General features: G+C 57.5%; 25 protein-coding genes. 14 read left to right on the plus strand and 11 right to left on the minus strand.

Annotated features, from left to right (window positions below):
* Window positions 1-22: 22 nt before the first annotated feature.
* Window positions 23-1,015, minus strand: a complete 993-nt coding sequence (phnD, locus tag ACTRWH_RS08375; protein ID WP_007152717.1) for a phosphate/phosphite/phosphonate ABC transporter substrate-binding protein — start codon at window positions 1,013-1,015, stop codon at window positions 23-25.
* A gap of 223 nt (window positions 1,016-1,238) precedes the next feature.
* On the opposite strand from phnD, the gene ACTRWH_RS08380 reads away from it, so the two are divergent.
* The 7 genes from ACTRWH_RS08380 to ACTRWH_RS08410 all read left to right on the plus strand — a co-directional run bounded on the left by ACTRWH_RS08380 (window position 1,239) and on the right by ACTRWH_RS08410 (window position 8,807).
* Window positions 1,239-2,381 carry an iron-containing alcohol dehydrogenase gene (locus ACTRWH_RS08380; RefSeq protein ID WP_462826277.1) on the plus strand — a complete coding sequence of 381 codons (1,143 nt, stop codon included), beginning with the start codon at window positions 1,239-1,241 and terminating at the stop codon, window positions 2,379-2,381.
* A gap of 86 nt (window positions 2,382-2,467) precedes the next feature.
* Window positions 2,468-3,520, plus strand: a complete 1,053-nt coding sequence (locus ACTRWH_RS08385; protein ID WP_462826305.1) for a helix-turn-helix domain-containing protein — start codon at window positions 2,468-2,470, stop codon at window positions 3,518-3,520.
* 223 nt (window positions 3,521-3,743) lie between these two features.
* On the plus strand, window positions 3,744-5,330 hold the full coding sequence (locus tag ACTRWH_RS08390) for a parallel beta-helix domain-containing protein (protein WP_007152714.1): 1,587 nt from the start codon (window positions 3,744-3,746) through the stop codon (window positions 5,328-5,330).
* 13 nt (window positions 5,331-5,343) lie between these two features.
* Window positions 5,344-6,627: an SO2930 family diheme c-type cytochrome gene (locus tag ACTRWH_RS08395; RefSeq protein ID WP_462826278.1), complete on the plus strand. Its 1,284-nt coding sequence runs from the start codon at window positions 5,344-5,346 to the stop codon at window positions 6,625-6,627.
* 106 nt (window positions 6,628-6,733) lie between these two features.
* The gene (locus ACTRWH_RS08400) at window positions 6,734-7,189 is read left to right on the plus strand and encodes a CopD family protein (RefSeq protein WP_036209262.1); all 456 of its coding nucleotides are present in this window, start codon (window positions 6,734-6,736) and stop codon (window positions 7,187-7,189) included.
* 137 nt (window positions 7,190-7,326) lie between these two features.
* Entirely contained in the window at window positions 7,327-8,280 is a 954-nt protein-coding gene (locus ACTRWH_RS08405; RefSeq protein WP_462826279.1) for an adenosine deaminase, read from the plus strand.
* Between the two features lie 92 nt (window positions 8,281-8,372).
* Window positions 8,373-8,807: a DUF4399 domain-containing protein gene (locus ACTRWH_RS08410; RefSeq protein ID WP_007152710.1), complete on the plus strand. Its 435-nt coding sequence runs from the start codon at window positions 8,373-8,375 to the stop codon at window positions 8,805-8,807.
* A 14-nt stretch (window positions 8,808-8,821) separates the two neighbouring features.
* On the opposite strand, the gene ACTRWH_RS08415 is transcribed toward ACTRWH_RS08410, so the two are convergent.
* Together ACTRWH_RS08415 and ACTRWH_RS08420 are read right to left on the minus strand one after the other, a co-directional pair.
* Window positions 8,822-9,313: an MOSC domain-containing protein gene (locus tag ACTRWH_RS08415; RefSeq protein ID WP_462826280.1), complete on the minus strand. Its 492-nt coding sequence runs from the start codon at window positions 9,311-9,313 to the stop codon at window positions 8,822-8,824.
* 92 nt (window positions 9,314-9,405) lie between these two features.
* Window positions 9,406-10,371 carry a DUF6635 family protein gene (locus tag ACTRWH_RS08420; protein WP_462826281.1) on the minus strand — a complete coding sequence of 322 codons (966 nt, stop codon included), beginning with the start codon at window positions 10,369-10,371 and terminating at the stop codon, window positions 9,406-9,408.
* 186 nt (window positions 10,372-10,557) lie between these two features.
* Here ACTRWH_RS08420 and ACTRWH_RS08425 point away from each other — a divergent pair, with 186 nt between their 5' ends.
* Complete coding sequence (locus ACTRWH_RS08425) at window positions 10,558-11,694, plus strand: zinc-dependent alcohol dehydrogenase family protein (protein ID WP_007152707.1); 1,137 nt, start codon at window positions 10,558-10,560, stop codon at window positions 11,692-11,694.
* Between the two features lie 15 nt (window positions 11,695-11,709).
* Window positions 11,710-12,126, plus strand: coding sequence for an acyl-CoA thioesterase (locus tag ACTRWH_RS08430; RefSeq protein WP_007152706.1), 417 nt, complete (start codon window positions 11,710-11,712; stop codon window positions 12,124-12,126).
* 28 nt (window positions 12,127-12,154) lie between these two features.
* Here ACTRWH_RS08430 and ACTRWH_RS08435 read toward each other — a convergent pair whose 3' ends face one another.
* Together ACTRWH_RS08435 and ACTRWH_RS08440 are read right to left on the minus strand one after the other, a co-directional pair.
* Entirely contained in the window at window positions 12,155-12,652 is a 498-nt protein-coding gene (locus ACTRWH_RS08435; protein ID WP_007152705.1) for a DUF2780 domain-containing protein, read from the minus strand.
* Window positions 12,653-12,812: 160 nt separating this feature from the next.
* Complete coding sequence (locus ACTRWH_RS08440; RefSeq protein ID WP_085679512.1) at window positions 12,813-13,481, minus strand: glutathione S-transferase family protein; 669 nt, start codon at window positions 13,479-13,481, stop codon at window positions 12,813-12,815.
* 134 nt (window positions 13,482-13,615) lie between these two features.
* On the opposite strand from ACTRWH_RS08440, the gene ACTRWH_RS08445 reads away from it, so the two are divergent.
* From ACTRWH_RS08445 to ACTRWH_RS08455, 3 genes are read left to right on the plus strand one after another with little or no spacing between them, the layout of a single operon-like run.
* Complete coding sequence (locus ACTRWH_RS08445) at window positions 13,616-14,071, plus strand: GatB/YqeY domain-containing protein (protein WP_462826282.1); 456 nt, start codon at window positions 13,616-13,618, stop codon at window positions 14,069-14,071.
* 46 nt (window positions 14,072-14,117) lie between these two features.
* Entirely contained in the window at window positions 14,118-14,813 is a 696-nt protein-coding gene (locus tag ACTRWH_RS08450; RefSeq protein WP_127401778.1) for a VWA domain-containing protein, read from the plus strand.
* A gap of 58 nt (window positions 14,814-14,871) precedes the next feature.
* Window positions 14,872-15,594: a DnaJ domain-containing protein gene (locus ACTRWH_RS08455; protein ID WP_462826283.1), complete on the plus strand. Its 723-nt coding sequence runs from the start codon at window positions 14,872-14,874 to the stop codon at window positions 15,592-15,594.
* Window positions 15,595-15,617: 23 nt separating this feature from the next.
* On the opposite strand, the gene ACTRWH_RS08460 is transcribed toward ACTRWH_RS08455, so the two are convergent.
* The gene (locus ACTRWH_RS08460) at window positions 15,618-15,941 is read right to left on the minus strand and encodes a 2OG-Fe(II) oxygenase (RefSeq protein ID WP_007152700.1); all 324 of its coding nucleotides are present in this window, start codon (window positions 15,939-15,941) and stop codon (window positions 15,618-15,620) included.
* Between the two features lie 190 nt (window positions 15,942-16,131).
* Between ACTRWH_RS08460 and ACTRWH_RS08465 the strand changes: the two genes are divergently transcribed.
* On the plus strand, window positions 16,132-16,557 hold the full coding sequence (locus ACTRWH_RS08465; protein WP_036209304.1) for a GFA family protein: 426 nt from the start codon (window positions 16,132-16,134) through the stop codon (window positions 16,555-16,557).
* A gap of 143 nt (window positions 16,558-16,700) precedes the next feature.
* Window positions 16,701-17,045, plus strand: coding sequence for a PBPRA1643 family SWIM/SEC-C metal-binding motif protein (locus ACTRWH_RS08470; protein ID WP_007152697.1), 345 nt, complete (start codon window positions 16,701-16,703; stop codon window positions 17,043-17,045).
* Between the two features lie 11 nt (window positions 17,046-17,056).
* Here the strand turns inward: ACTRWH_RS08470 and tenA are convergent, their stop codons facing one another.
* The 5 genes from tenA to ACTRWH_RS08495 are packed head-to-tail and all read right to left on the minus strand — an operon-like array spanning window position 17,057 to window position 25,746.
* On the minus strand, window positions 17,057-17,725 hold the full coding sequence (gene tenA / locus ACTRWH_RS08475; RefSeq protein WP_007152696.1) for a thiaminase II: 669 nt from the start codon (window positions 17,723-17,725) through the stop codon (window positions 17,057-17,059).
* A 15-nt stretch (window positions 17,726-17,740) separates the two neighbouring features.
* Window positions 17,741-18,721 carry a ribonuclease Z gene (locus ACTRWH_RS08480; RefSeq protein WP_228209919.1) on the minus strand — a complete coding sequence of 327 codons (981 nt, stop codon included), beginning with the start codon at window positions 18,719-18,721 and terminating at the stop codon, window positions 17,741-17,743.
* A 2-nt stretch (window positions 18,722-18,723) separates the two neighbouring features.
* Complete coding sequence (locus ACTRWH_RS08485; protein ID WP_007152694.1) at window positions 18,724-19,905, minus strand: AAA family ATPase; 1,182 nt, start codon at window positions 19,903-19,905, stop codon at window positions 18,724-18,726.
* Window positions 19,906-19,946: 41 nt separating this feature from the next.
* On the minus strand, window positions 19,947-25,001 hold the full coding sequence (locus ACTRWH_RS08490) for a diguanylate cyclase (RefSeq protein WP_462826284.1): 5,055 nt from the start codon (window positions 24,999-25,001) through the stop codon (window positions 19,947-19,949).
* A gap of 19 nt (window positions 25,002-25,020) precedes the next feature.
* Complete coding sequence (locus tag ACTRWH_RS08495) at window positions 25,021-25,746, minus strand: hypothetical protein (RefSeq protein ID WP_462826285.1); 726 nt, start codon at window positions 25,744-25,746, stop codon at window positions 25,021-25,023.
* Window positions 25,747-25,753: the final 7 nt, after the last annotated feature.

The following is a 25,753-nucleotide window of genomic DNA, read 5'->3' on the forward strand; positions in this document are numbered from 1 at the left end:
TGGCCGGAAGCGCCTGTTGCTCTTATTTCAGATTGTCGGGCGTGTACTGAACGCCGTTGGACGCCTGGATGGTGCGAATTACGCGCCAGTTGTCCTTGTAGTTGATGGGGATGAAGGTTTCGACGCCCTCAAACTCTTCGCCCAGCTCGGTGCCGGAAAACTTGAAGCTGTAAAAGGCTTCACGAATTTTCTCGACCAGCTCGGGATGCAGGTTGTGGGCGTGGTTATAGGAGGTTGTCGGGAACCGGTCGGACTCCCACACCAGACGCACATCTTCCTCGTCGTAAAGCCCACGCGCGGCCATACGCTCAACCACTTCGGAGGCCACAGGAGCCGCGTCGTAATCCTTGGCCACCACGCCGAGCATGGACTGGTCATGGCTGCCGGAGAAGGTGATTTCATAGTCGTCACCTGGTACCACGCCCATTTCCGGGAACAGGGCACGGGGGGCCTGGTTACCGGAGTTCGAGGTAGGGGAGGTGTGTGCGACGCGCTTACCTTTCAGGTCGGTTATTTCATGGATGTCGGAATCGACGTGGGTGTAGACCTGAAGCGAGTAGCCGAACTGCCCGGAGTCTGAGCCCATCAAGGCGAAGGGCACCGCACCGGCGAGATTAACCGCGAAAGGCGTTGGGCCGGTAGAAAAGCCCGCCACATGCAAACGGCCGCTGCGCATGGCTTCCACTTGCGCGGCGTTGGATTGCACGGCGAAGAAGCGAACATCCTTGCCTGTCACTTCAGACAGATGATCGATGAAGGGCTGCCAGATGTCGGAATAGATGGCGGGGTCTTCAACCGGCGTGTAGGCAAAGATCAGAGTGTCGGGATTCACCCACTCTGATTTGTCCGCTGGCAGGTCAGCAACCATATCGCCGTTTTCGTCGCAGTACTTGGCGTCTAGCGAGCCTCGTTCGCAATCCGCAAATGCCTGACCGCTGAAGCCGACCAGCAAGGCGGATGCCGCCAGAGTCACCGACGGGAGAATACCGGGAAACACTTTCTTAGACAGGTTCATTCTTTTTCTCCATGTGGAGCGGTCCATGCCTGAGGTTTCTCTGCCTCGCATTGAACATCCGGGAAGGACCAGCTCACTCAGCTTGTTATTATCAGATGTTCAATTGAACATTCAGCATAACAGTAAATGAGCATTAGACAAGGTGAGAGGCATCGGAACACTTGGATCGACACCGTAATTAGTGTTCAATTGAACATCATCCATATCGAGGACGATCTTCTCTATGCCCGACACTTTTAGCCTGGTAACTCCGACCGACATTGTCTTCGGGAGAGGACAGATAGCCCAACTGAGCGACCGGGTGACAAGGTTGGGCAAGCGAGTACTGATCGTTCATGGTCGCCATCCTGATCGACTTGCCAGGGTATTCGAGTCACTGAATGCCGTTGATATTGTCCAAACGATGTCTGTGCATAAGGAACCAGATTTACAGACACTGAATGCTGCCATTCGGCAAGGCAAAGCATTGGGTGTCGATCTGGTCATCGGCATTGGTGGTGGTTCTGTCATGGATTCAGCGAAGGTACTGGCTGCGATGCTGTCCAGCCAGACCGAGTTGATGAGCCACCTGGAGGTGGTCGGAGAGGGGCTGCCGTTATCCACCCAGCGTCTGCCCTTGATCCTGATTCCAACCACCTCGGGAACGGGGGCAGAGGCGACCCGAAACGCGGTCATTGATATTCCGGAAGCTCAGCGCAAGGTGAGTCTGCGGGATAACCAGTTGCTCCCTGACCTTGCCCTGATAGATCCTGCGCTGACCGACCATTGTCCCCGGGGTGTTACCTTGCACTCAGGGCTGGATGCCATTACCCAGGTCATCGAGCCGTATCTCTCGTCACGCTCCAATCTGTTCACCGACATGTTGTGCAAAGAGGCGATCCCCAAAGGCCTGGCCGCGTTAAAACAACTGATGGATGGTGAGTCTGAAGAGGCGCGTGACGCCATGGCTCAAGTGAGTCTGTTTGGTGGGCTTGCACTTGCAAACTCGGGGCTGGGTGTCGTTCATGGCATTGCCGGTCCGTTGGGAGGGTTATCTGGTGCGCCCCATGGTGCCCTCTGTGGTGCCTTGTTGCCGGCAGGTATAGCCGCCAACCGCGATAGCGTGTTTGAGGCGGAGCATAAGGCTCGTATTGATCGGGTAGTTGGCTGGATTGCAGACATATTTGAGGCGCCCGCGGATCAGGCACTACCACGTTTTCGTGAATGGATCTGTCAAAGTGGCTTGCCCGGGCTGGCATCCATTGGAGTGACGGAAGAGCACATAATTGCCGCCTCACAGTCGGCTGCCAGCTCTTCTTCCATGAAGGCCAACCCCGTTGTGTTGCCAAGGCCAACCATTGAAAACATCATGCGCGAGTCGTTTTGAAAAGTGAGTTGCTATCAAAACGTTCAACACTTCGGCTAACATCCGTTATCAAGCGTTAAGATAACAACAAGAAGGTAAAAACAGTGATGTTGCTAACCGGCTTCGGGCTTGGCTGCCTGTTGCCCCTGTTTGTGATTACGTTGCGAGACTTCCGGCATTTGCTGGTTGGCCAGTTGTTCCTGCTGGTGATTGTTGGGTCTGTGGCGTTCCTGGTCGATCCTTTGATTCCAGCCGAATGGCGCTGGATCACTTCCGACCTGCAAACCGCGTTGCCCGCCTTGTTCTGGCTACTGTGTCAGCTGATTTTTGCGCCGCGACCGCGTTTGAAGTCAGTGTGGGGCGCGATGGCGCTATACAGCTTTCTGGCGCCAGCGTTGGCGCGGCCCTTCGTAGAGCCCGGTGACGCGTGGACTCCGGCGGTGTTCTTCGGATGGCGGCTGGGCCAGTTCTTCGAGTACGTGGTGCTGCTGCATGGCCTCAGTTTTGTGATTCGGTACTGGCGAAACGATCTGGTGGAAGCCCGCAGGAAGGCCCGTCTGGCCTTTTTGTTGATTGTCGGCAGCGCCGTAGGCGTGGCGACGGTCAGCCTGAACTTCGGGCTTTATCATGAGTACATCCGCGGGATCATCACGGGGCTGGCGGCTTTCGCAACCCTGATCTGCCTGGTTACGGCGCGGGAGGGAATCATGGATCTGGTGGGCAGCGATCGGCCTGCCGGTTCGCCACAGCCGCAGCCCAGACCAACTCCAGAGACAGAGCCCCAGGAGGCTAACGAGGCACACTTTGCACAACAGGAGCAGGACGCCTCAGTGCTTTGCCGAACCATGGATGCCGGCTTCTATCGAACAGAGAAGCTGACTCTCAAAAAGCTGTCGGAAGTCACTGAGATTCCTGAATACCGTTTGCGCAAGGTGATTAACCAGGCTTTGGGTTATCGAAACTTCAATGACTACATCAACCAGCTCCGGGTAGCCGACGCCGCTGAACGTTTGCGGAACGAACCGGGCACACCCGTGCTGAACATCTCTCTGGACGTTGGCTACCGTACCCTGAGCTCATTCAACCGGGCGTTTCGGGATATCCAGAACGCCACCCCAACAGAGTACCGTCAGCAGTGCCTCGGGGCTGACATCAGCTGATCAAAACCTGCAATTTCCGGAATTGCAGGTTTTGCACAGTGCCCTTCTTTTCTCCTCTCAAACCCCTGGTGCGCGGGCCGTTGCAGAATTTGCACAGGGCGTGAGGCTTTCTGCACATCGGTTGTTCTCGCCAACGTGTCGCATCCTGCTTAGTGTCGTTCGGGACACCGCGTTCTTTTTGGGAACGCCTGAATAACAACAACACGATCAAGCAGAGGTTACGATGCGCCAGGCCAGAACGTTCAAGAAACTATTGTTGGTGACTGCCATTTCAAGTGGGTTCCTACTCGCCGGTTGTGATGGGGACGATGGAGAAGACGGCAAGGCCGGAGCCGATGGACAGTCCGCCGATGTCGTTGCCCAACTTGCAATGACCACGTCTGGTTTTTCCATTCCTGAAGACGCCATCCTTGTAGCGCCGGATGCTGCAGACGGTGACGACATTACCGAGGCACTGTCCGTGGCGTTGTTCGATTTGCCGGAGGATGCCCTGGTGGTTCTGCCAAAAGGGCGGTTTGTGGTGACCGAGAGCATTGTCATCAACAGTGCCAGTGGGCTGACCCTCACCGGCTACGGCATCAACGAAACTGCGCTGGATTTCAGCACGTCCAATGGCGACGACGCGTTCCGCTTCCAGGGCGGGAACGGTATTACGGTGCGGGACTTCGGTGTGTACGAGGCGCCGAAGAACGGCATCAAGGCCACCAACGTCAACGGCATCCATATGACTTATACCGCCACGGTCTGGGAAGGCGAGTTGGAGTCGGCCAACGGCGCCTACGGGCTGTACCCGCTGAAAAGCCAGAACGTGCTGCTGGAGAACAACTACGCCTTCGGGTCGGCGGATGCGGGCATCTATGTGGGGCAGTCCGAAAACATTGTGGTTCGGAACAATACCGCCAAACAGAACGTGGCCGGCATTGAGATTGAAAACTCCACCATGGCGGATGTGTACAACAACATCGCGCTCGCAAACTCTGGCGGCATCCTGGTGTTCGACTTGCCAGGGCTGGATAAGGCCTACGGCGGCAATGTTCGTGTTTTTAACAACCAGGCCTACAACAACAACGCCGATAACGTAGGCGCTGGCGTGGTTGGCACGGTGCCACCGGGAACCGGCGTCCTGGTGCTGGCCACCAGTGACGTGGAAATGTACAACAACCAGATAACGGACAATGACACCACGGCGGTCGCGATCACCAGCTATCTGCTGGTTGATGATGACCTTGCCAGTTACCCGGCCAACTACGGCGCCACCATGGGCAATGGTTGGAGCCCGACACTGAAGAACGTCTACCTGCATAACAACACCATTGCCCGGAACGGCGATAACCCGCGAGGTGCGCTACTTCAGCCGGTTATTGATGGTTACTCCTCGAACATGAACAGCAAGGGGGCGCCGCAAACCTTTCCTGCGATTCTGTATGACGGAATCGGTGAACTGCTGTCGAATGCCGGAGAGTTGGCTGGCTTCAATGCCCTGGTTGGCGCCGAGGCGCAGGCCGATGGGGTGAACTACGACCCTTACGGCGCAGGCGACCAGATTTGTGCCAACAGCAACATCAATGGCAACCCGGCGCCAGACTATGACGAAGTGAATACCGGACTGGTCTATCCGGATGATCCTGCCGACGTAACCATGGTTGATGGCGATGGCAATCCTCTGCCCCACCTGTTAATCGATCAAATGGTCAACAACACCTACTTGAACTGCGTCCAGCCGCGACTGGCGCCAGCGGTGGTGAACTTCCGCAACAACATCTACGGCTGCACCGGGGATGATCTGGCCGAAGCGGCCTGCGCGCTGTAAGGGAGCGTCTCCAATGAAACACAGTAATAAAACGATTGCGGCGGGTGTGGTGACGTCTTTTCTTCTGGCTGCGTGTGGCGGCGGAGGAGGTGGTGATTCGTCGGACGATAGTGGCTCCAACCCGACCGGCAGCGCACTGAATGCCGGTGCTGGTGCGCCGACAGGAGCGGAGGGCAGCTGCAGTGCAACCACGAATGGGGTGAACTGGGACGCCTTGATGACGGAGGTGTGCCCGAAGCTCTCCGACTACAATCTGTTTACCGATGCCAGTGATCCAACGGCCGGGCCGACCCTGGGCGGGGTGCCTTATGATCTCTCCACGGCGTTGTTCTCCGATTACACCAGTAAGTACCGTTTTGTGTTTGTGCCGGAAGGCAAGACCGTGGGTTACAACCCATCAGAGGCGCTGGATTTTCCGGTTGGGACGGTCATTACCAAGACTTTCGCCCTACCGGAAAATACCGCCATGCCTGACGGTGCGGAGCTGGTGATCGAAACCCGCCTGTTGATCCACCGGGTCGATGGCTGGATGGCATTGCCTTATTACTGGTCGTCAGAGTCCGAGGCGACACTCGCCATTGCGGGGAAACGCCTGACCGACCTGACCACCATCAACAACCAGGGACAGACGCTCACCTTTGATTATGCGGTGCCCAAAGCTGCGGACTGCAACTCCTGCCACTCCATTGTGCCAGACCTGGCGGGGCCGGATGACCAGCGTGAGCAGATTTTTCTGCCCATTGGCCCCAAGGCCCGTTATCTGAACAAGGATTTCAGCTACCCGGACGGCACGGTCTACAACCAGCTTCAATACTGGTCGGAAGGCGAACTGCTCACTGGGTTACCGGCGGATTTCAACAGTGTGGAACAGGCACCGGTGTTCAATGACGAAACCCACATCCCGTCACTGAGCGACGCAGAACTGAACGACAAGGCCAGGGCCTACCTGGACATCAACTGCGCCCATTGCCACCGGGCAGACCTCACCCTGCCGGCCGACTATGCCGGCCCCGCAGGCAGTAGCGGCGTGCAGTTGGAGTACAACCGCGTCTACGCTGACTCGCCGGGCAAATTCGGAGTCTGCAAGGACCCGGTGGCCGGCGGCAAAGAGGGTTATCCGTACGACGTGATTCCAGGCAACGCGGATGAGTCCTACCTGCTGTTCCGCATCGAAACGACAGACAGCCGGCACAAGATGCCCGAGCTGGGCCGTAGCACAACGCATCAGGAGGGTGCTCAACTGATTCGCAGTTGGATTGACCAATTGCCCAGTGCCAGTTGCTCGCCGATGCCGTAATAGCGTCCCACCCTGGCGGGTTTAGCCGGGAATCCGGTCAAGAGAGTTGGTTTTGTGGCGGGTGAGGCTTATGCTCGTCACACATTTCTTATCCGGGAGTCGCTTTATGGGTCTGGCTATCGCATTGCATGTTCTCTCTGCCGTGATTTGGGTTGGCGGTATGTTTTTCGCCTATATGGCCATGCGGCCAGCAGTGGTGGAGGTCATTGATGCATCGCAGCGCGGTGCTCTTTGGTGTCATACGCTGTCCCGGTTTTTCCGCTGGGTATGGGTGGCAATCATTCTGTTGCTGGTGACTGGTTACTGGATGGTCTTCAGCGTATTCGGTGGCATGGCGGGAGCCGGCTGGCATGTCCATGTGATGCAGGGGCTGGGGATTGTGATGATGCTGCTCTATTGTCACGTCTATTTTGCCCCCTTCCGGCGGTTAAAGCAGGCCGTTGCCAATCAGGACCCACAGGAAGGCGGGCGCCAGGTGGGACAGATCCGCAAGCTGGTGGGCACCAACCTGATTCTTGGGCTGATTGTCGTGGTGATTGGTGCTGGCGGGCGCTATCTGTAGGCCTATCTGGTAGTGGATAACGCCTTGTGCTGTTGCCCTGTCGTCTTTTTTCTTTGCGGACTGCACGGGGATTTGCAAGAACTCATGGCTTTCCGGGATGATTTGTTGATACACGATAAATCATCCTGGAGAGTGTGATGAACGAAGCCTGGCTGAAAGCCCTACCCAAAACGGAGTTACACCTACACCTGGAAGGGGCGCTTGAGCCTGAACTGATGTTTACACTGGCCCGGCGCAATGGCATTGAGTTGCCGTGGAGCGATGTCGACGTGCTTCGGCAAGCCTATTCCTTCAATAACCTGCAGGAATTCCTGGATCTGTATTACCAGGGTGCCAATGTGCTGCGCACGGAGCAGGATTTCTACGATCTCACCTGGGCGTACCTGCAGAAGTGTCAGGCGCAGGGGGTTGTCCATGTTGAACCTTTTTATGATCCGCAAACCCATACCGAGCGTGGCATTCCCTTTGAAGCGGCCATCAACGGCATCAGCGGCGCCATGCGCGATGGGCGGGAGCAGTTGGGCATTACCGGTGGGCTGATTCTCAGTTTCCTGCGGCACCTGTCTGAAGATGACGCCTTCCGGACACTTGAACAGGCGATGCCATTTCGTGATCAGTTTTTTGCGGTAGGGCTGGACAGTGCTGAACAGGGCCATCCACCCAGCAAGTTTGAGCGGGTGTTCGCCAAAGCGAGGGCTGAGGGCTTCCTGGCGGTTGCCCATGCCGGTGAAGAGGGGCCGCCTGAGTACATCTGGCAGGCCCTGGATCTGCTCAAGGTAAACCGTATTGACCATGGGGTCCGTGCCGCGGAAGACCCAAAATTGTTGGACCGACTGGCGGATGAGCAGATCCCGTTAACGGTTTGCCCGTTGTCGAACATCAAGCTGCGTGTGTTTCAGGACATGACCCACCACAACATTCTGGACCTGTTGGAGCAGGGGTTGAAGGTTACCGTGAACTCGGACGACCCGTCCTATTTCGACGGTTATGTGCTGGAAAACTTCGTGGCTCTGCGTGATGGCCTGGGGATGACCGAAGAGCAGGCCCGCCGACTGGCGCAGAACAGTATGGACGCTCGGCTAGCTCCGTAGATGCTGCTTGTACAAGGCAGTATCGATATTCGGCAAGATGCGAAAATCTGTCCTACCATTGAACAGTCAATCCCGCGTTCAAGGAATGAGTCATGAGCATGATCAGCAGCACACAACGTTTATTGCTTGGTTCGGTTCTTGCCTTCTCAATGGTTGCCGGGGTCCATGGAGCGACACCCGCTCCTGAAGGCGCGTCGGTGTATTTTATTACGCCAACTGATGGGCAGACCGTGAGTTCTCCAGTCACCGTGAGATTCGGTCTGGATGGGCTGGGTGTGGCGCCAGCGGGCGTGGAACGTAAGGGCACTGGCCACCATCACCTGCTTGTGGACGTAGACGATATGCCGGCGATGGACCAACCGGTTCCGTCCGATGATCGTCATATTCATTTTGGTGGCGGACAAACCCAGACGTCCCTGGAGCTGTCACCGGGCGAACACACCTTGCAGTTACTGGTGGGGGATCACCTGCACGTACCTCATCAGCCGCCTGTGATGTCCGAGAAGATCACCATCACGGTGGAGTAGTAGCCATAAACGGCTCAGAGGCAGGCCAGAACGCTGTCGCCAAGTGCCACCTCGCCCCCTTCAATCACTCGCGTCGTTATACCGCCATGCCCACGCATGGCGTTATAACCGCCCGGCCCAAGGGTAGTCTCCATCTTGCTACAGGGGTGACACAGGCCGGTGTATTCCAGCACCACGCCCCCGATTCGGAACGCTTTGCCTTTCAGGGCCAGGAGGTTCAGGCCAGAGACCACAATGTTGCGCCGGAAAATGTCTGGGTCAAGAGCATCCCGCCCGAGGCAGGAGGCAATGGCATGCAGGTGCTCTTTCTGGATCAGGGTGACCTGCCGTTTGCTGGTCTCGCGGCCCTCGAATCGATCGCCTTCCAGGCCTTTGCCCGGCGTGATCATCACGTTGTCGAGTATTGTCATGGGCTCACCACGGGCAGGGCGGATGCCAATCCATTCAACCCGGCCGCTCTGAGGAAGGGTGTCGAATAAGGTTTGAAGCGGGGTTGGTTGCGCCATGGGTGCCTCATGTGAGTTCTGGTCAGTTTGGCCCTGCAGGTACTGATTGTAGTTCAGGAACAGTCAGTCCTCCCTGCCTGGGAGGCTATTGCCTAAATTAACCCGGCTCGGATCATGTCGAACGTGTCAAGAATGCGGGCCACATACTGGTCTTTCGGCCGAAAGCTGCTTTGGGTGCTGAGCGATACGTCCCGCTCCAGGTGATCCAGCAGCTTATGCAGGCGACGACGATGAAGGCCGAGTGCCGCCTGCACGGGGTCGGAAATAACGCCGGACAACGCTGCGAACGCTGCCAGGGCGGCCATGACCGCGAGCATGACGCTGGCGGTTGTTGCCAGCGACGGCTCCGGTGGAAAGATGCTGTAGTACCACGTGCCGACGGTTTCGCCGAAGATAAAGTCCCGTGCCGCCAGGGTCTTTGCGAGCATGGACGCCAGCACCACCCCGAGCCCTATGCCCCCAGGCGTAAACTTCTGGAACGCAAATGCACCCAGCACGGTGCATGAAATGCTGTTGGTGATATCGGCAGAGGCGGTCCGGGTTACGCGGTATTGTCTGAGAGCGTCGCCAATTACAGGCTCTATTAGCTTGATAAAGTGCTGGTGGTCGACCGGCTCAGAACTGTGGCGTTCATAAACCTCCTCCAACGCTTCCGCCAGATAGTCTTCCAGCAGGTGGCCCGTAGGCTGACCACTGTTCAGCAGGTCGGCCTGAATCAGGCTCGATATGTGCTGCTGTACGCGGGTGGTGAAACCTGCAGGCACACGATCGGCCATTCCGTACAGCCATCTGAGGCCGGCGCGTTTGCGCGTTGGAATTTTTACCAGGCAGGCAAGGGCGTACATCGGTGCCCAAAGCAGATTGATCGGCGCCCGCAACATGTCCCAGCCCAGTGCCATCCGGTTGGTCGCGATAGCCCCCGGGTAATGGAAATGTCGGTCGATAAACGTTGGCACCCGCGACCTGCAGTCGGCAAAGTACCGTTCAATGCCCGAGCGTAAGGCTAGCTCTATCTCTGCTTCGGAGATGGTCTGCTCGGGTGGTATGGCAATGGGCATAAGTGACAGGTGCAGTTACCGGTAAGTGGGACGGAGTCGTTTACAGGCGCTCACTTTATCAGGAATCGTTATGGTTTCCTGTTAACGCCCTGATCATCCGGTAGAGAAACCCCAGAACTTCCCTAAATCAGAGAAACTTAGTACCTTGCGGACATTCCGAACAAAAACACCAACAGGATCATCGTTATGAAAATCCGTGCCGCTGTATTGGAAACGATAGGTGCGCCACAGCCTTTCGACGAAAACCGACCGCTGACGATTGAAGAGCTGGAACTGGATCCACCGGGCGATCATGAGGTGTTGGTTCAGATACGGGCAGCGGGTTTGTGCCATTCAGACCTGTCTGTGATTGACGGCAACCGGCCAAGGCCCGTACCTATGGCCCTGGGCCATGAGGCGGCAGGCGTGGTCAAAGCTGTTGGGGCAGGGGTGACAGATCTCAGCCCGGGTGATCACGTGGTCACTGTCTTTGTTCCCAGCTGCGGGCACTGCAGCCCCTGTGCCGAAGGTCGCCCCGCCCTGTGCGAACCGGCGGCCGTCGCGAACAATGCCGGTACGCTGGTTGGTGGCGAACACCGGCTGCATCGGGCGGATGGTACGCCGGTGAATCACCACCTGGGCGTCTCTGCGTTCGCCGATCACGCAGTGGTGTCCCGACATTCACTGGTACGGATTGATCCAGACCTGCCGTTTCATCATGCCGCCCTCTTTGGCTGTGCCGTGCTGACGGGCGTGGGCGCCGCCATCAACTCGGCCGATATCAAAGCCGGCCAGACGGTCGCCGTTATCGGGCTTGGCGGCGTGGGCCTGAACAGTGTGTTGGGTGCGCTGGTGGCCGGGGCAGGACAGGTCATTGCCATTGATCTGGATGAAGACAAGCTTGCGATGGCCAAGAGCCTGGGCGCCAGCGCTGGCATCAACGCGGCGGACGAAGATTGCGTGAGCCAGGTGAAAGCCTTGACCAACGGAGGCGTTGATTGTGCGATCGAAATGGCGGGTTCTGAAAAGGCGCTGGAGTTGGCTTATCAACTGACTCGTCGCGGCGGTACAACCGTAACAGGTGGGTTGGCACACCCTGACAGGAAGGTGTCGATTCAACAGGTGAGCCTGGTGGCAGAGGAACGAACCCTCAAGGGTAGCTATGTGGGAAGCTGTGTGCCGGTGCGAGATGTGGCCCGCTACGTCAGCCTGTTTCGCCAGGGACGGTTGCCGGTCGACAAGCTACTGAGCGACACCCTGACCCTTGATGAGATCAACGAAGGCTTTGAGCGATTGGCAAACGGCAAGGCCATTCGCCAGGTCATTCTTTTTGACGACCACTGACGCCAGGCTGCCTCCATGGAACGATCTGACTTTCCCGTGTTTTACCCCATCATCACCCGATGGATGGATAACGACATCTACGGTCACGTCAACAACGTGACCTACTATTCTTACTTCGATTCGGTCATCAACCGCTATCTCATTGAAGAAGGCGGTCTTGATATACACAACGCACCGGTAGTGGGTTTCATGGTGAGTTCCAGCTGCCAGTTCAAGAAGCCGGTTGCCTACCCTGATGCCCTTGAAGCCGGCGTTCGGGTTGCCAGAATTGGCACCCGTTCTGTGACCTACGAGGTGGGGATTTTCATGGAGAACGACACCCAGGCAGCCGCACATGGCGAGCTTGTCCATGTGTTCGTGGATCGTGCCACCCAGTCCTCGACACCGATTCCCCCAGGGATTCGGGAGGCCCTGGAGCGAATTACGGTGTAAACGTCGCTCTCGGGGAAGGGCGACCGCTTCAGTCGTCCGGTGTCCAGAGGCCCTGCAGTTGCCCCAGCAACGAAGAGCCAACCCCCTGGTTCCCCAGGAAGCTCATGATAACCGGGACAAACTGCTGGATCATGCCGCTGTCCATACCCAGAGCTGTAAAGGCCGACCGCACGCCGTCCATCGACGATATATTGGAGAGCAGGCTTTCGCTCAGGCTGCTACCACCGCCCAACAGGCTGGACAGGCCCGAGGCTTTGCTGGTGAGGGTGCTCATGGAGTCGTTGCCCAGCTGGTTTTTTGCGAGCTGTAACAGGGCGCCAGTACCACCTGTTGCCTGGGCCTGCGTGACGCCGAGCTGGCTTTGGAGTTGGCCGACCAGTTGCTGGGCTTCACCGCTGACCTCTGATGCCGAGGTCATTGCTTCGGTGCCGCTGGAAAGCGCGTCGTTAAGGTCGAAGGCGTTAACGGTTGGGGCGAGTAGGTAGATGCTTGAAACCAGGAGGAATTGCTTGATGGTCGCGTTCATGGAGTGATCCTGAGGGATGTGTGGTCGAAGTCTGTCTCCTTTAGATGGTGGCGAACGGTGTTTAATAAAAGTGTGGGAAACCGAGACATATCTGCATGTCGGTTTGGTGTTGCCTTCTCGCTTCTAAAAAAGGGAGGGCAGTGAGCCCTCCTCCGTGCGTTCAGGCAAAGTCGTATTCACCGCCCTTCTCGAGCGCCTTTTGGTAAGCCGGCCTGGCGTGAGCTCTCTCAACCCACGCATTGATATGGGGCCGGTCTTTGCCAACGATACCCCGTGCTACTGAGGCTTCCAGTGGAAAGCTCATCTGAATGTCCGCCGCGCTGAGGTTGTCCCCCAGAAACCAGGTGTTTTTTGCCAGGTGAGCTTCGACGAAATCCAGGTGTGTTTTGATCATCGGGCCGATGAAGGTAGCAGTGGTTTTATCGGCAATGCCTTTGGCCACCGGCTTGATAAAAAACGGCATCGGGCTGTTTTTTACCTTCTGGAACACCAGGCGCATTACCAACGGTGGCATCAGGGAGCCTTCGGCGTAATGCAGCCAGTAGGTATAATCCAGCCACGCCTGGCCGCCGGTTTCCGGCAACATGGTGTCTTTGCCGTAGGTGTGGGCCAGATACTCGATAATAGCGCCTGACTCCGCTACCACCAGATCGCCATCGGTAATCACCGGTGATTTACCCAGCGGGTGCACTTTTTTTAGGCTGGCCGGTGCCAGCATGGTTTTAGGGTCACGCTCGTAACGCTGGATTTCGTAGGGCACTCCCAATTCTTCCAGCATCCAGAGAACGCGTTGTGAACGGGAATTGTTGAGGTGGTGAACGGTAATCATGCAGTGACTCCACTGGTGTCAAAAGAATGAGCAGGTTAGCAGTGTAGTCTGCAAATAGCTTTTTGGTTCACTCCCATCGTGCTATGAATCACTATTTGGGAAAGTTGATTTAACTCATCTGAAGGAGGCCGGCAATGGCAGAAGCAACACTGAAGGAACAACTCAACACCGCGGTGAAAGACGCGATGCGGAACAAGGATAAGACCCGGCTTGTCACCCTGCGTATGGCGCAGGCGGCAGTCAAACAGATTGAGATTGATGAGCGCCGTGATTTGAGCGACGAGGATGTCCTCAAGGTGTTGGACAAGATGCTCAAACAGCGCCGTGACGCCGCCAGTCAGTACGATGAGGCGGGGCGCGAGGAGTTGGGTGACAAGGAAAGAGCGGAAATGGTAATCATCGAGGAATTCATGCCTGCGGCTCTGAGTGAGGATGATCTGGACGGCCTGATTCGAATGACCATCAGCGCTGCCGATGCACAGGGAATGCAGGATATGGGCAAAGTGATGAACGAGCTAAAGCCCCAGGTGCTTGGCCGGGTTGATATGGGCCACCTGAGCAAGAAGGTGCGGGCAGCACTGGCGGGCTGATGGTAACCCAGGTGCGTGACGCACTGGTAAACGAGAAAGGACCACTATGGCCGACAAAGAACTGCGCCCCAAATCCGATAGACAGGCCATCGACCAGTTTATCAACGAGGTTCGCACACTGCCTAAACAGGGTGGCGGGCAGGGCAGGCTGATATTCGCGCTGGATGCCACCGCCAGCCGGGAGGCAACCTGGGATGAGGCCTGCCACTTGCAGAGTGAACTGTTCATGGCGACCCGGGATTTGGGTGGTTTGGCTATCCAACTTTGTTACTACCGCGGCTTTGGCGAGTTCAAGGCCACAGGGTTTGTGACGGAGACCGGTCAGTTGTTGAACCTGATGAACGGCGTTTCCTGCCTGGGTGGGCGCACCCAGATCAGCCGGGTGTTGGCTCATGCCGTGAAAGAAACCCGGGAAAAGGCCGTAAGGGCGGTGGTGTTTATTGGCGACTGTTGCGAGGAACCGGTGGACGAACTGTGCCATACCGCGGGGGAGCTGGGGATGCTGCGAACGCCGGTGTTCATGTTCCACGAGGGCGCCGACGCTCATGCCAGAGCAGTGTTCCAGCAGGTGAGCAAGTTGTCTGGTGGCGCCTATGCCCCCTTCGATCGCAACAGTCCGCAGGTTCTCAAGGATCTTATGGCTGCGGTGGCGGTCTATGCTTCCGGGGGAGCCAAGGCCCTGCAGGATTTTTCCAGCCGCAGCTCTCCAGAGGTCAAGCGCTTGACCCAGCAGATCAAGTAGCGCTTGTTTCAATCCACGTTCAAGCCATCGATGGACCGATGAGTTCCGGGGTATCTGAGTGCCACTAACGCTTCTGGTCATAGCACTGTCGGTTGTTGCGTGGGTCTGGCTGCGCAACCAGCCGGCCAGCCAACGTAAGCCGGCGATGATAAAGCTGGCCTTGATGGCTGCTATCGGGATAGTGGTTCTGATGGCCGTTACCGGCCGCTTGCACGCCTTATTCGCGTTGTTGGCGTTTCTCTATCCACTGCTACGCCGGGTGCTGCCATCATTGTTGACGGGGCGCATGGCGGGGGCCGGAACGGGAGATGCAAACGCAAGTTCGGGCAACCAATCCCATGTCTCCGGCGACATTCTGGAAATGAGCCTGGATCATGACTCCGGCACCATGAGTGGCAAGGTCCTGAAAGGCCCCATGGCCGGGCGAGAGCTGGCGGACCTGGGCGAAAGTGAATTTCTTGAGCTGTTGCGATACTGCCGGGCGCACGACGAGGACTCCGCCCGGCTGCTGGAAAGTTATCTTGACCGCCGGTTTGGTGACTCATGGCGTGCTGACGATGAGGCCAGCGCTGGAGGCGAAGAATTCGAAGAACAAGCCAATGCTGGCGGTCCACTTACCGAGAGCGAAGCACTGGACATCTTGGGGCTGAAGCCCGGTGCAACACAGGACGAGATCATTCGGGCTCACCGCAGGATGATGCAGAAAGTACACCCGGACCGCGGTGGGAGTAACTACTTGGCTGCCCGTATTAATGAGGCCAAGGCGTGCTTGTTGGGCTGACGGCTTCTGTCGGATCTAGGCGATCATTGTGCCAGGGGAACGTTACCCGATGTGTTAAGTGCAAAGCTGAGCAACCAACGATTCCCACGTTCAATCTTCGAAACCCGGTGTTGGTAGAGATCTGGTCGAAACAGGTATACCCGGCCAAACAAGTTGAAAATGTTCTTTTCGCAGATGAACTCACCGCCGGCTTTGGGCTTTACCAGAACACAATTGAGTTTGTACAGCCGGCCTTCGGAAGTCATGTCCAGGTGCGGTCCCACCTTGTGACCTTCCGGGTAGCGGACGAGGTACAGGTTCAGTCGTTTGGAGCGGAACAAAATCCGGGTTTTGACGTTTGCGGGCATTGAATGTGCGTTCTATCTTGGGAGGGTTGAGCTGTTAGTTTGTGCGGTTTGTCGGGTAGCCGTCAACCGTCGCTCCGAATCGTAACTTTCCTGCTACCAAAGTCCTGGCAGTTTCGTGATTTCGTATCATGTACAGCAAACGGGTGGCTCTGGGAAGGTGGTGTTTAACCAACGAACGGGGGAGATCGTTATGACTCAGTACCAGGGCAGTTGTTTTTGTGGCGCTGTTAAGTTTCAGGTATCTGGCGCACCCGAAGCGATGGGATATTGTCACTGTGATTCCTGTCGTCGCTGGTCGGCCGGGCCGGTGAATGCGTTTTCTCTGTGGCCATACGACAGCTTCGAGGTGTTAGCGGGTGCCGATCACATTGGCGAATTCCATCTCACGGAACAAAGCTATCGCAAGTGGTGTAAAAAGTGCGGTGGTCATGTGTTTACCGATCATCCGGCGTTAAGTCTTATGGACGTCTATGTTGCCAACCTTCCGGACCTGGCGTTTGAGCCCGCGGTCCATGTGCATTACCAGGAATCGGTACTGCCGATTCGCGACGGGCTACCAAAGATGAAGGATGTTCCGGCCGAGATGGGCGGGTCAGGCGACACTTTGCCAGAGTGATTTGATGAGAGCGGGGCGGGTGGCGCATCGAATTTCCACTTATGCCTATATATCCAATTCAATAAGCATGCTAAAACGTCTCGCCCGGTGCTCGCTCGCTTTTTTCGGGCGCCGGGTACTCTTCCATTCATCGAGATTTCAGCATGTCAGACAAGTTCTTCTACAAAGGCCGGCAGGACGCGCGCCAGCACCACACCGCCCATGGTGGCTTCCAGACCAAGGCCAGTCAGAAGAGTGGCAGCAAGAAGTTTCCGCTAACACTGGTGGTTACCAGTGAGGCGCGCAGGCAGGAGGTCGAAGCTCAGGTGGCGGAAGCCAATCTGCATGCCAACATTACAGTGGATGCCCGCGAGGGTGCGGTTGAATTCATCACCGAACTGACGGCACTCCTGAACAAAGGGGCGACGGTGACCACGGCGAAACTGCCTTCCCGCAATGATCCTTGCCATTGCGGGAGTGGTGCCAAGTTCAAGAAGTGCTGTGGTTGACCACGCGTTTCTCAATCGCTCTGTTTCAGACCCATTTCCCAGAAATCGATTTCCAGCCGGGTGGCGTCGCTGAATATCCGGGTAAGCTGCTCGAACCTGGCGGGGGATACATCCGCCAGTCGTTCATCCAGCCACTGGATTTCCGCGTGCATGGCCTGCTGGAACTCGTCGCTTTCATACATGGCGATCCAGGCGTCATACGGGTTTTTGTCTCCCCGAATGGTTTCTGCCCGTTTGTTCAGCCAATTGGCGATTTCCCCGTAGCCCACCATGCAGGGTGAGAGCGCAACATGCAGGTCGAGCAAATCGCCGCGGTTGCCCGTGTCGAGCACATAGCGTGTGTAGGCAAGGGTGGCGCGCGCTTCCGGCAGGTTGGCAAGTTCTGCTTCTGAAATGCCCCATTCCTTGCAGTAGCTGATGTGTAGGTCCAGCTCTACATCCACGATGGCCTGCAAGCCTTCCTTTGCCTGGCGGAGATCCAGCAAGGTTGGGCTTTTGTAGGCCGCCAGGGCGAAGGCGCGGGCAAACTGGATCAGGAACAGGTAATCCTGCTTGAGGTAGTGCTGAAACGCTTCGGGAGCGAGCGACGCATCGCCTAACTGCTTTACGAAACTGTGTTCAATGTAGTCGCGCCATTCTGTCCGGCAAGCCTTCCTTAGGTCTTCGAACTGATACGTCATTGTGAATATCCTTCGTCACATTGAATGTGTTTGGGTCAGGCAACTCAACGACAAATCCTTTTCCAGCCGATAGGTATCAAAATCCTGCGCCAGAAACAGTTGGCCCTTGTAGTGCTGCATGGCTTCGGCCGCCAGTTGGTTGATGTGGGGCGCGCCTCCCGGCCCGGACTGGTAACGTGAGCTGAAATGGGTCAACACCAGGTTGGGCAAGTGAGCTTGTTGGGCGAATCGGGCGACCTGTTCAGCGGAGCTGTGTTGTGGCCAGGGGCCGACCCGGTCGGCCACGTCCTGGGTATAGGTGGCTTCGTGGATCAGCACGTGGGTGCCGTCGCAGGCACCGGCCAGCAGGTCCGGGGTGTCGTTGTCGCCGGCGACGATCAGGCGGCGGGCTTTGCGGGGAATGTGAGTGTAATCGTCACTCCGGAGCAGGCGGCCATCCTCCAGTGTTATATCGTTTCCTTTCTGCAATTCGCCCCAGCCGGGGCCGGGCTCTACGCCTTCCGACCTTAGTTTGTCCCGCAGTAGTTGCCGCTCCAGGCTTTGCTCGGTGAACACATAGGCGCGGCAGGCAACACGATGGGAAAGTGCCACATTGGTAACCCTGACGTGCTCATCCTGCCACTGGAAATCCGATGCTTCGGAATCGATGAAGTTTAGCGAGTAGCTGAGGCTGGAGTCGCTGTTTGCGAGCACTGCGCTGATGAAACGTTGTACCTGGATGGGGGCAACGATGTCCAGCGGTTCCGTGCGGCCAAGCATGGAGGCGCTGGTGAGCAGCCCTGGAAGGCCAAACGTGTGGTCGCCGTGGATATGGGTGATGAAGATGGCGCGTAATTGCACAACCGAGTAGCGGGTGCGAAGCAACTGGTGTTGCGTGCCTTCACCGCAGTCGATCAAATACCAGGGTTTGGGACCGGAGTGACACAGGGCCAGCCCGCTCACATTTCGTGACCGTGTCGGGGTGCCGGCGGATGTGCCCAGGAAAGTGAATTCCATTATTAATCCGCCCATTGCCAGGGTGGCGCATCCAACAAACCCTGCCCCAGGACTATAGTTTCGCCAAGGTCTTTGTTCAGGGCGATGGAGTTACAGTCGCCATCCTGTTCCAGCGTTGCCACCAAACGTGGTGCGTGGGAAACGACCCACACCTGGGTTTCACGTGATGCGCGATTGATCAGGCGCCCCAAGGCAGGCAGCAAATCCGGGTGCAGGCTGGTTTCCGGTTCATTAAGCACCAATAGTGACGGTGGTCTTGGCGTGAGTAGTGCGGCTACCAGCAACAGGTAGCGAAGCGTGCCGTCCGACAGCTCCGCCTGGTTTAAGGGGCGCAGCAACCCCTCCTGCAAAAACTGCAGTATGAAACGGTTGCCGGAGTCTGCCTCAAAGTTGATGGTTGCCCCGGGAAAGGCATCCTCAATGGCATCGTACAACGCCGCCCGGTCGCCAATCTCGTGGATGGTCCGCAGAGCCGCGACCAGGCTATGGCCGTCGTGATCAAGCACCGGCGTTCGCGTACCGATTTGGGGAGTGCGGATGATGGACTGGGGATCGGTTCGGAACTGGTCGTAGAAGCGCCAGTTGCGGATGGTTTGCCGGACAGCATGAACCTCGGGCACAGCCACCGGATCGCTGATTTCGTTGAGGATGCTTTCGTAGGTGTTGAGGTGGGCGTTGTAGACTTCCCATTTACGACCGTTGCGCACTTTCACCACAGGCCCGACCCGGTCAATCAGGCAACTGCTGGGACGGCAGACGTCTCCCGCCCAAATGCACTCGCGCTTGATTTCCGGGTCAAACTGAAACATGGACGGGTCCTGGTAGCCCGCAAATCCCTGAGGCGCGGGCATACCCAGTGAGATGGCGTAGCCGAAGTCTTCACCCACGAAGCCGAGTCTGAGCCGGCTGTTCTGTTTTTTGGCAGAGCCCTGTACGGGATCGACACCGTCTTTCATGCCTTTGGTAAAGGTCTCCGGCCCTGCCCAGAACGTGTAATCCAGCCCGCCTTCCTGCGCGATCGACGAGATTAAGTTGCCCTTTGCGGTTTCAGCCAGTAACCGCAGAGACTTGTAAAGGTTGGATTTGCCGCAGCCGTTGGGCCCGGTTACCACATTGAGGCCGGTCAGGGGCGCGACGATACTCTTGAGGCTGCGGTAGTTGGATACGGCAAATGCGTTGATCATAATCTCAAGATCACTGAGTTTGGTAAAAAAGTCTCGTTATCTCAAGCGCTCTCAGCCGCTTGAATTCGGTTTCGGCCGCTCTCTTTGGCTTTGTAGAGTGCCGCATCGGCGGCAAAGACCAATTCTTCGAGACTGCTCTTGTCATCGGGAACGATGGTGGCGCAGCCCACGCTGACGGTGATGCAATCTCGCGCCGTTGAATGGTCGTGCCTGATGTCCAATGCTTCGATGGCAACGCGGGCATTTTCAGCGACCTGTATCGCACCATTTTCGTCAGTATTGGGGAGTATCAGAATGAACTCTTCTCCCCCGTAGCGCGCCACCATGTCGGTTGAGCGCTGCAGTTGCGCCTGCAGTGTCTCGGCAACCCGGATCAGGCATTCGTCACCCATCTGGTGGCCGTAATTGTCGTTGAAGTGCTTGAAGTGATCCACATCGAGCATAACCACAGATAAGGGCTGGGGCTGCCTTCTCAGGCGCAGCCAGGTGTCTTTGAGGTAGGCGTCACCGGAACGCCTGTTGGCGACGCCGGTCAGGCCATCGCGGTCGGCCAGGCGTTGCAGTTCTTCATTGAGTTCTTCCAGCTCTGCCGTGCGTTCAACCACCTTCTCTTCCAGGAGCCGGGAATGGTCCTGTACCTGGGTGTAGAGCCGGGCGTTTTCGATGGCGACAGCCGCCTGGGCGGAGAGCAGTTGAATCAATTCCACCCGGTCGTCGGTGAAGACGGCGTCGGTCAGGTTGTTCTCCATGTAGACCGCCGCCTCAAAACGTTCCCGCACGATGATAGGGACACACAGTACTGATCGTGGATGCAGGTGAACAGTGTAGGGGTCGTTCACAAACGGGCCGTCGGCCATGGCATCGTGCAGGACCACGGCTTCGCCCCTTTGAAACACCTGGCTGATCACGCTCATTGGCAGGGCGAGGGCCTTGCCCTGACGATCGCTGAGTGTTGAGTGGGTGGGGATCTCAACCTGTGGTGACGGCTGCTCTGGCCGGATTATGGCCTCAACACTGAATGTGCCACCGGCCCGGACAATCAGGCAGCCCCATTGCCCGCCGGCATTTTCCAGCAGAATCGCCAGGGTTTTCTGCAACAGCTGGTCCAGCACCATCTCGCCGGAGATCTCACGGGAGGCTTTCATAACCGATGCCAGGTCGAGACTGGCCAAATGGCTTCCTGGTGGGCTGAGGTGGGCCTGAACCCACTGACGAAGCACCGGGAACTCGTCCTCCAGCTGTTCTACCTTGCGTTGTGCGCCCCAGCGGTTGTATACCCCGTGGGCACCACGGAGATAACCCTCGGCTGAGCGCCCTTTACCCAGTGCCAGCAGGTGCCGTGCGGCGCGCTCAAAGGCAGTGGCCTCATCGCGCAGGAAGCCGTTTGCCCGTGCCATGTCGATGGCCGTGTCATAGAGCTCCAGTGCGGTGTCGTGCCTGCCATCCAGGCGGGCGAGTTCTGCGGTCATCAGAAACTGAAGGTGGCGGAAATTCGCTTCGCAATTGTCCGCCCAACGGGTCATGCGCGCCAGGTCCCGTTCCAGGCGTTCTCGTGTGGCCTGTTGGTCAGCCCTGTTCATGGTGGGGAATAGAGTCGTGAGGGTGAGGTTGGCAACAATGTAGAAACGCACGAGCTGGGGCAGGGACATCGCGGACTTGATTAGCTTGTCCTGCTTTCTGACAAAGTGCAGTGCCTGTTCGTAGTTCCCGTAGAGCAGGTTGATCTCGGCACTGTAGATCTGATGATTGGCAATGCCGGTCATGAACCGGCGCGTACTCATTGCCTCGAGACACGCCTGGTCATCAAAATCATCGGTGCTCAGACTGGCCGGTGAGTGGGTGGTGCCAAGAAAATTGCGCTGCATCTGCAGGAAGAGGGAACCGGAGTCCAGCGAATCCTGGTAGGCGCACTCGCGAACGATGTCGAGGTTTTCCTGATGCAACTGGCTTGCGGTTTCCAGATCCATGCCCGGGTCCCAGATCACGCAGTCCTGGGCACTGTAGGCCAGATAGAGCAGGTCGCCGGATTGATAGCCGGCTTCGATGCCCTTGCGGAACCAGGGCGTGAGCGTTGCCCAGTGGTTGCTCCAGTGATGAACGAACATGGCGTATACATAGATAACGCGCGCCCTCAGGCTGAGGTCATCAAGCCGTTCATTGATGGCCAGGCCAACCTTGGCGTACTGATAGCCCAGGGCGGGCTCGTCCAGCTCACCACACAAAAGCATGCCGTAGGCGGCATAGGCAAACGCCGATTCCGGGCAGTTGCCCCGATGCAAAGCCAGGTTAACCGCTTTTAGCACCAGGTAGCTGAACAGCTTGCTGCCGGAGAGAAACGCGGCAGCAAAGATTTCCATCAGCAGACGCATGGCGGTCAATGTGGCTGGGTCTTCGATGACAGGAGCGCCAACCAGATCGGTGATTTCGCGGCCAGCCAGGTTCGTCAGTACCCGTTGGCGTTCGACATCGATATCGTGCTGGCTGGGGTGTTCGGTGAAATTGACACCCAGTAGTGCCAGCCCCTCAATGGCAGCGTGAATAGACGCCTCCATTCTACCCAGCGTGGCATTCTGCCGGGTACGTATGGCGAGAATGTCGGCGCGATGCAGCCGGGAGTCCGCATGGTCCAGCATCTGTTCCAACCAATGGTCGGCCTCTTCGGTACGTCCGGTGAGGTAGAGGCAAAGCTGTATCTCTGACGCCAATGTGGCCATCAGTGAGGGCATCTGTGACCAGGCGTCGTCTGGCAGCAATTCCTCGGCGACCTGCAAGTAGTCGAGTGCCTGTTGATAGGCTGAGGTTTGTCGGGCGCGACTGCCGGCACGAAGGTTGAACTCGGCCAGTTGAAGGCGTTCTGACCCGGACTGGATCAGCGCACGCCCCTGATTGAGATGATTAACGATATCAATCAATTGGTCATCGGCGACCTGCCCGCCGCCGTGTTGTAACATCAGGCGCCCGACCGTTAAGTGTACCCGGGGGAGCTCGTCGGTTGCGATGAGGTTGTAGGCAGCCTGCTGCACCCGGTCATGCTGAAAACGATAGCTGGGGTTGAGCACCCGCTCTTCGTCCTGGTGTCTCGCCAGGCGATAATCACTGTGTAGCGGCAGCACGGTGTACTGTTTCAACGCCGGCAGAAGGGCCCGGGCGGTTTCCGCAACGGTATGCTCGTAGATGGTGGCGAGCGTTTGCAGGGTAAAGGTATTACCGATGCTGGCGGCCAGTTGAAGTACGTTCTGTGTTTCGTCCGGGAGCTGTCGCAGGTTATCCAGCATGAACTCAACCACGTCATGGCTGGTTTCATCCCAACTGGCCCTGTCGAGCTGCCAGTGCCATTGGCCACTGCCCGAATCTGACCAGATTGCCCCCTGGGCATGGAACTGTCGCAGCAACTCGTTGGTAAAGAAGGGGTTGCCCTGGGCGCGGTGAAACAGCATCTCGCTCAGTGTGCGGCTCGTTTCCGGCTCGCAACGCAGGGCATCGGCCACCATTTGGTCCACCGACGATTCATCAAGCGGCCCCACAGGGATCTGATGAATTCGCCGATGGTTGTTGAGGTCATCCAGGAGCAATCTGAGCGGGTGCCCAGGGCCGACTTCATTGCTGCGATAGGCGCCAATCAACAGCAGGTGGCTCTGGTCCCTGGAGGTGACTATACGGCGTATCAGGTCGAGGGTTGGGGTGTCGCTCCACTGCAGATCGTCCAGGAACAGCACGACCGGATGGCCTTCGCCGGCAAACACTCGCAGGAATGCGGTCAGTACCAGCTGCAACCGGTTACGGCTCTCTGAGGGTGGCAGCTCGGTCACAGGGGGTTGTTCGCCGATAATCAGCGCCAGCTCCGGTACCAGGTCGATCACCAGGGCGCCGTTGGGCCCCAGCGCACCAAGCAGTTCGGTGCGCCAGCAGTCAAGCTGGTTGTCGGGCTCTAGCATGATTTGCTGCACGAGGGCACGAAAGGTGGCTGCCAGTGCTGAGTAGGCTTCGCTTTGCTGGAACTGGTCGAACTTGCTCTGGACCAGAAAACCGCGTTCGCGGATCTGGTAGCGATCAATTTCGTTGACCAGTGCCGACTTGCCAACGCCGGAGTAGCCGTGAACCAGGCAGAAGCGGGATCGTCCCTCCACCGCCTGCTCGAACAGGCCCAGCAGCTCCTGCAGCTCGCGCTCGCGGCCGTAAAGTGCCTGGGGAATCAGAAACTTCTGCAGATGATCCTTTTCACCCAGTGTGAAGGGCAGCAGTGGCAGATCCTGTTCTATCGACGTGGCGCAACGGGATAGGTCGTGCAGCAGGCCCAGGCTGCTTTGATAACGTTCTTCCGGGGATTTGGCCAGAAGCTTCAGCACAATGTCTGAAAGGGCCTCGGGTATGTCCTCAAACACGGTGTGAGGCGCCGGAGGCAGACGACTTATGTGGCTGTGTACCCACTCCAGGGTATTGTTGGCTGTAAACGGAGGTTGGCCGGTCAGAAGTTCAAACAGCAGCAAGCCGAGGGAATAGTAGTCCGAGCGGTAGTCGAGGCTCCGATTCATGCGCCCGGTCTGTTCCGGCGACATGTAGGCCAATGCCGCCTCGGGCTGATTGGGCAGCTGTTTGGCCTGCCGCTCCTGCCCCAGCTCCGATGCTATATTGAACCCCGACAGCACCAGTGCGCCACTTCTTGAGTCAAACAGGACGTTATGGGGTGTCAGCGACTTGTGCACGATGTCCTGTGCGTGGATGTCGCTCAGAATCTGTACCAGGGCCTGGGCTATTTCCAGCGCCTGGGGCAGGGGCAAGCGTCTGTTACGGCTCTCGGCCATTACCGAGGCAAGCGAACGCTCACAGGGATCGGTGACGAGCGCCAGGTTCCCACTACCGTGTGGCAATATGTCATGAACCCTGCGTACGCCTTTCACGCCGTCGAGCCGTGAAGCAATGCTGGCTTCGTGATTGAGCGTGGCCACCTGCCTGCGGTCGGGATATTCGGTATCAAGGGTTTCAATGCAGACGTCTGCACCGTCCGAGAGTCGCCGTGCGCGATAGGCCGCCCGGCCTGCTTTTCTCCAGAGGCAGAAGGAGATTGTGTATCCGGGCAGCTGTAATTCGCTCTGCATCAGGTGCCGCTCCTGGGGATCACGCCTGGCAATGGAACGCTCGATCGAAGGTGGCGCTGAAGTCCTCTTTGGCGTTGTCCAGTAGGGGTTGGCCATGGCCACAGAGAACGTGTTTGAAGTTCAGTGTTTTGAGGCGGTTAAAATCCTCGGCAGCAGGTTCCGCCGCCTGCAGCCAGACTGGGCCAATGTTGGCGGGTGTGAAGAAGCCCATCTGCTCCATTCGCTGTCGCGAGGCGTCGCAGAAGTGCTCGTCGGGTTTCAGCCAGTTCTGCAGGGCGTCACAGGCTATCAGGATGCCGCCATCCCGCTGGAGGTGGAGTACGCCTTCAGGAAGTTTGGTAGTTTGGAACTGAAATAGCGATGCGTCACTCAGGGGCAGCGTCTGGCCGAGGACGTTTGCCTCTCTTTCAGACCCGCTTTGGTCCTCCGGTTCCAGACCTGGCATCACCCAGTACTGCGCCTGGTAACGGTCAACATAGAACGCATCGTCACGCCCATGCAGAGCGCCAAGCCGAATCACGTCGGTTACTTTTCCCAGTCGGTCCAGTTCCGCCAGGCCGTCATCATCAAGGCGGACCGTATTGATGAGGATCAGCCGTTCACCGTCACGGACGATGGTCATGTTGCGGCTGAATTGCCAATCCAGGTCCATAAGGACGGTTTCCATGGCACCACTGACAAAAAACAGATCCGGCAGGATCTCTTCGATGGCATTGTGTGCCAGGGCTGGCGGGAAAGACGGCATGAGAACT

This window comes from Marinobacter sp. G5_S1_61_S3 (assembly GCF_054968585.1).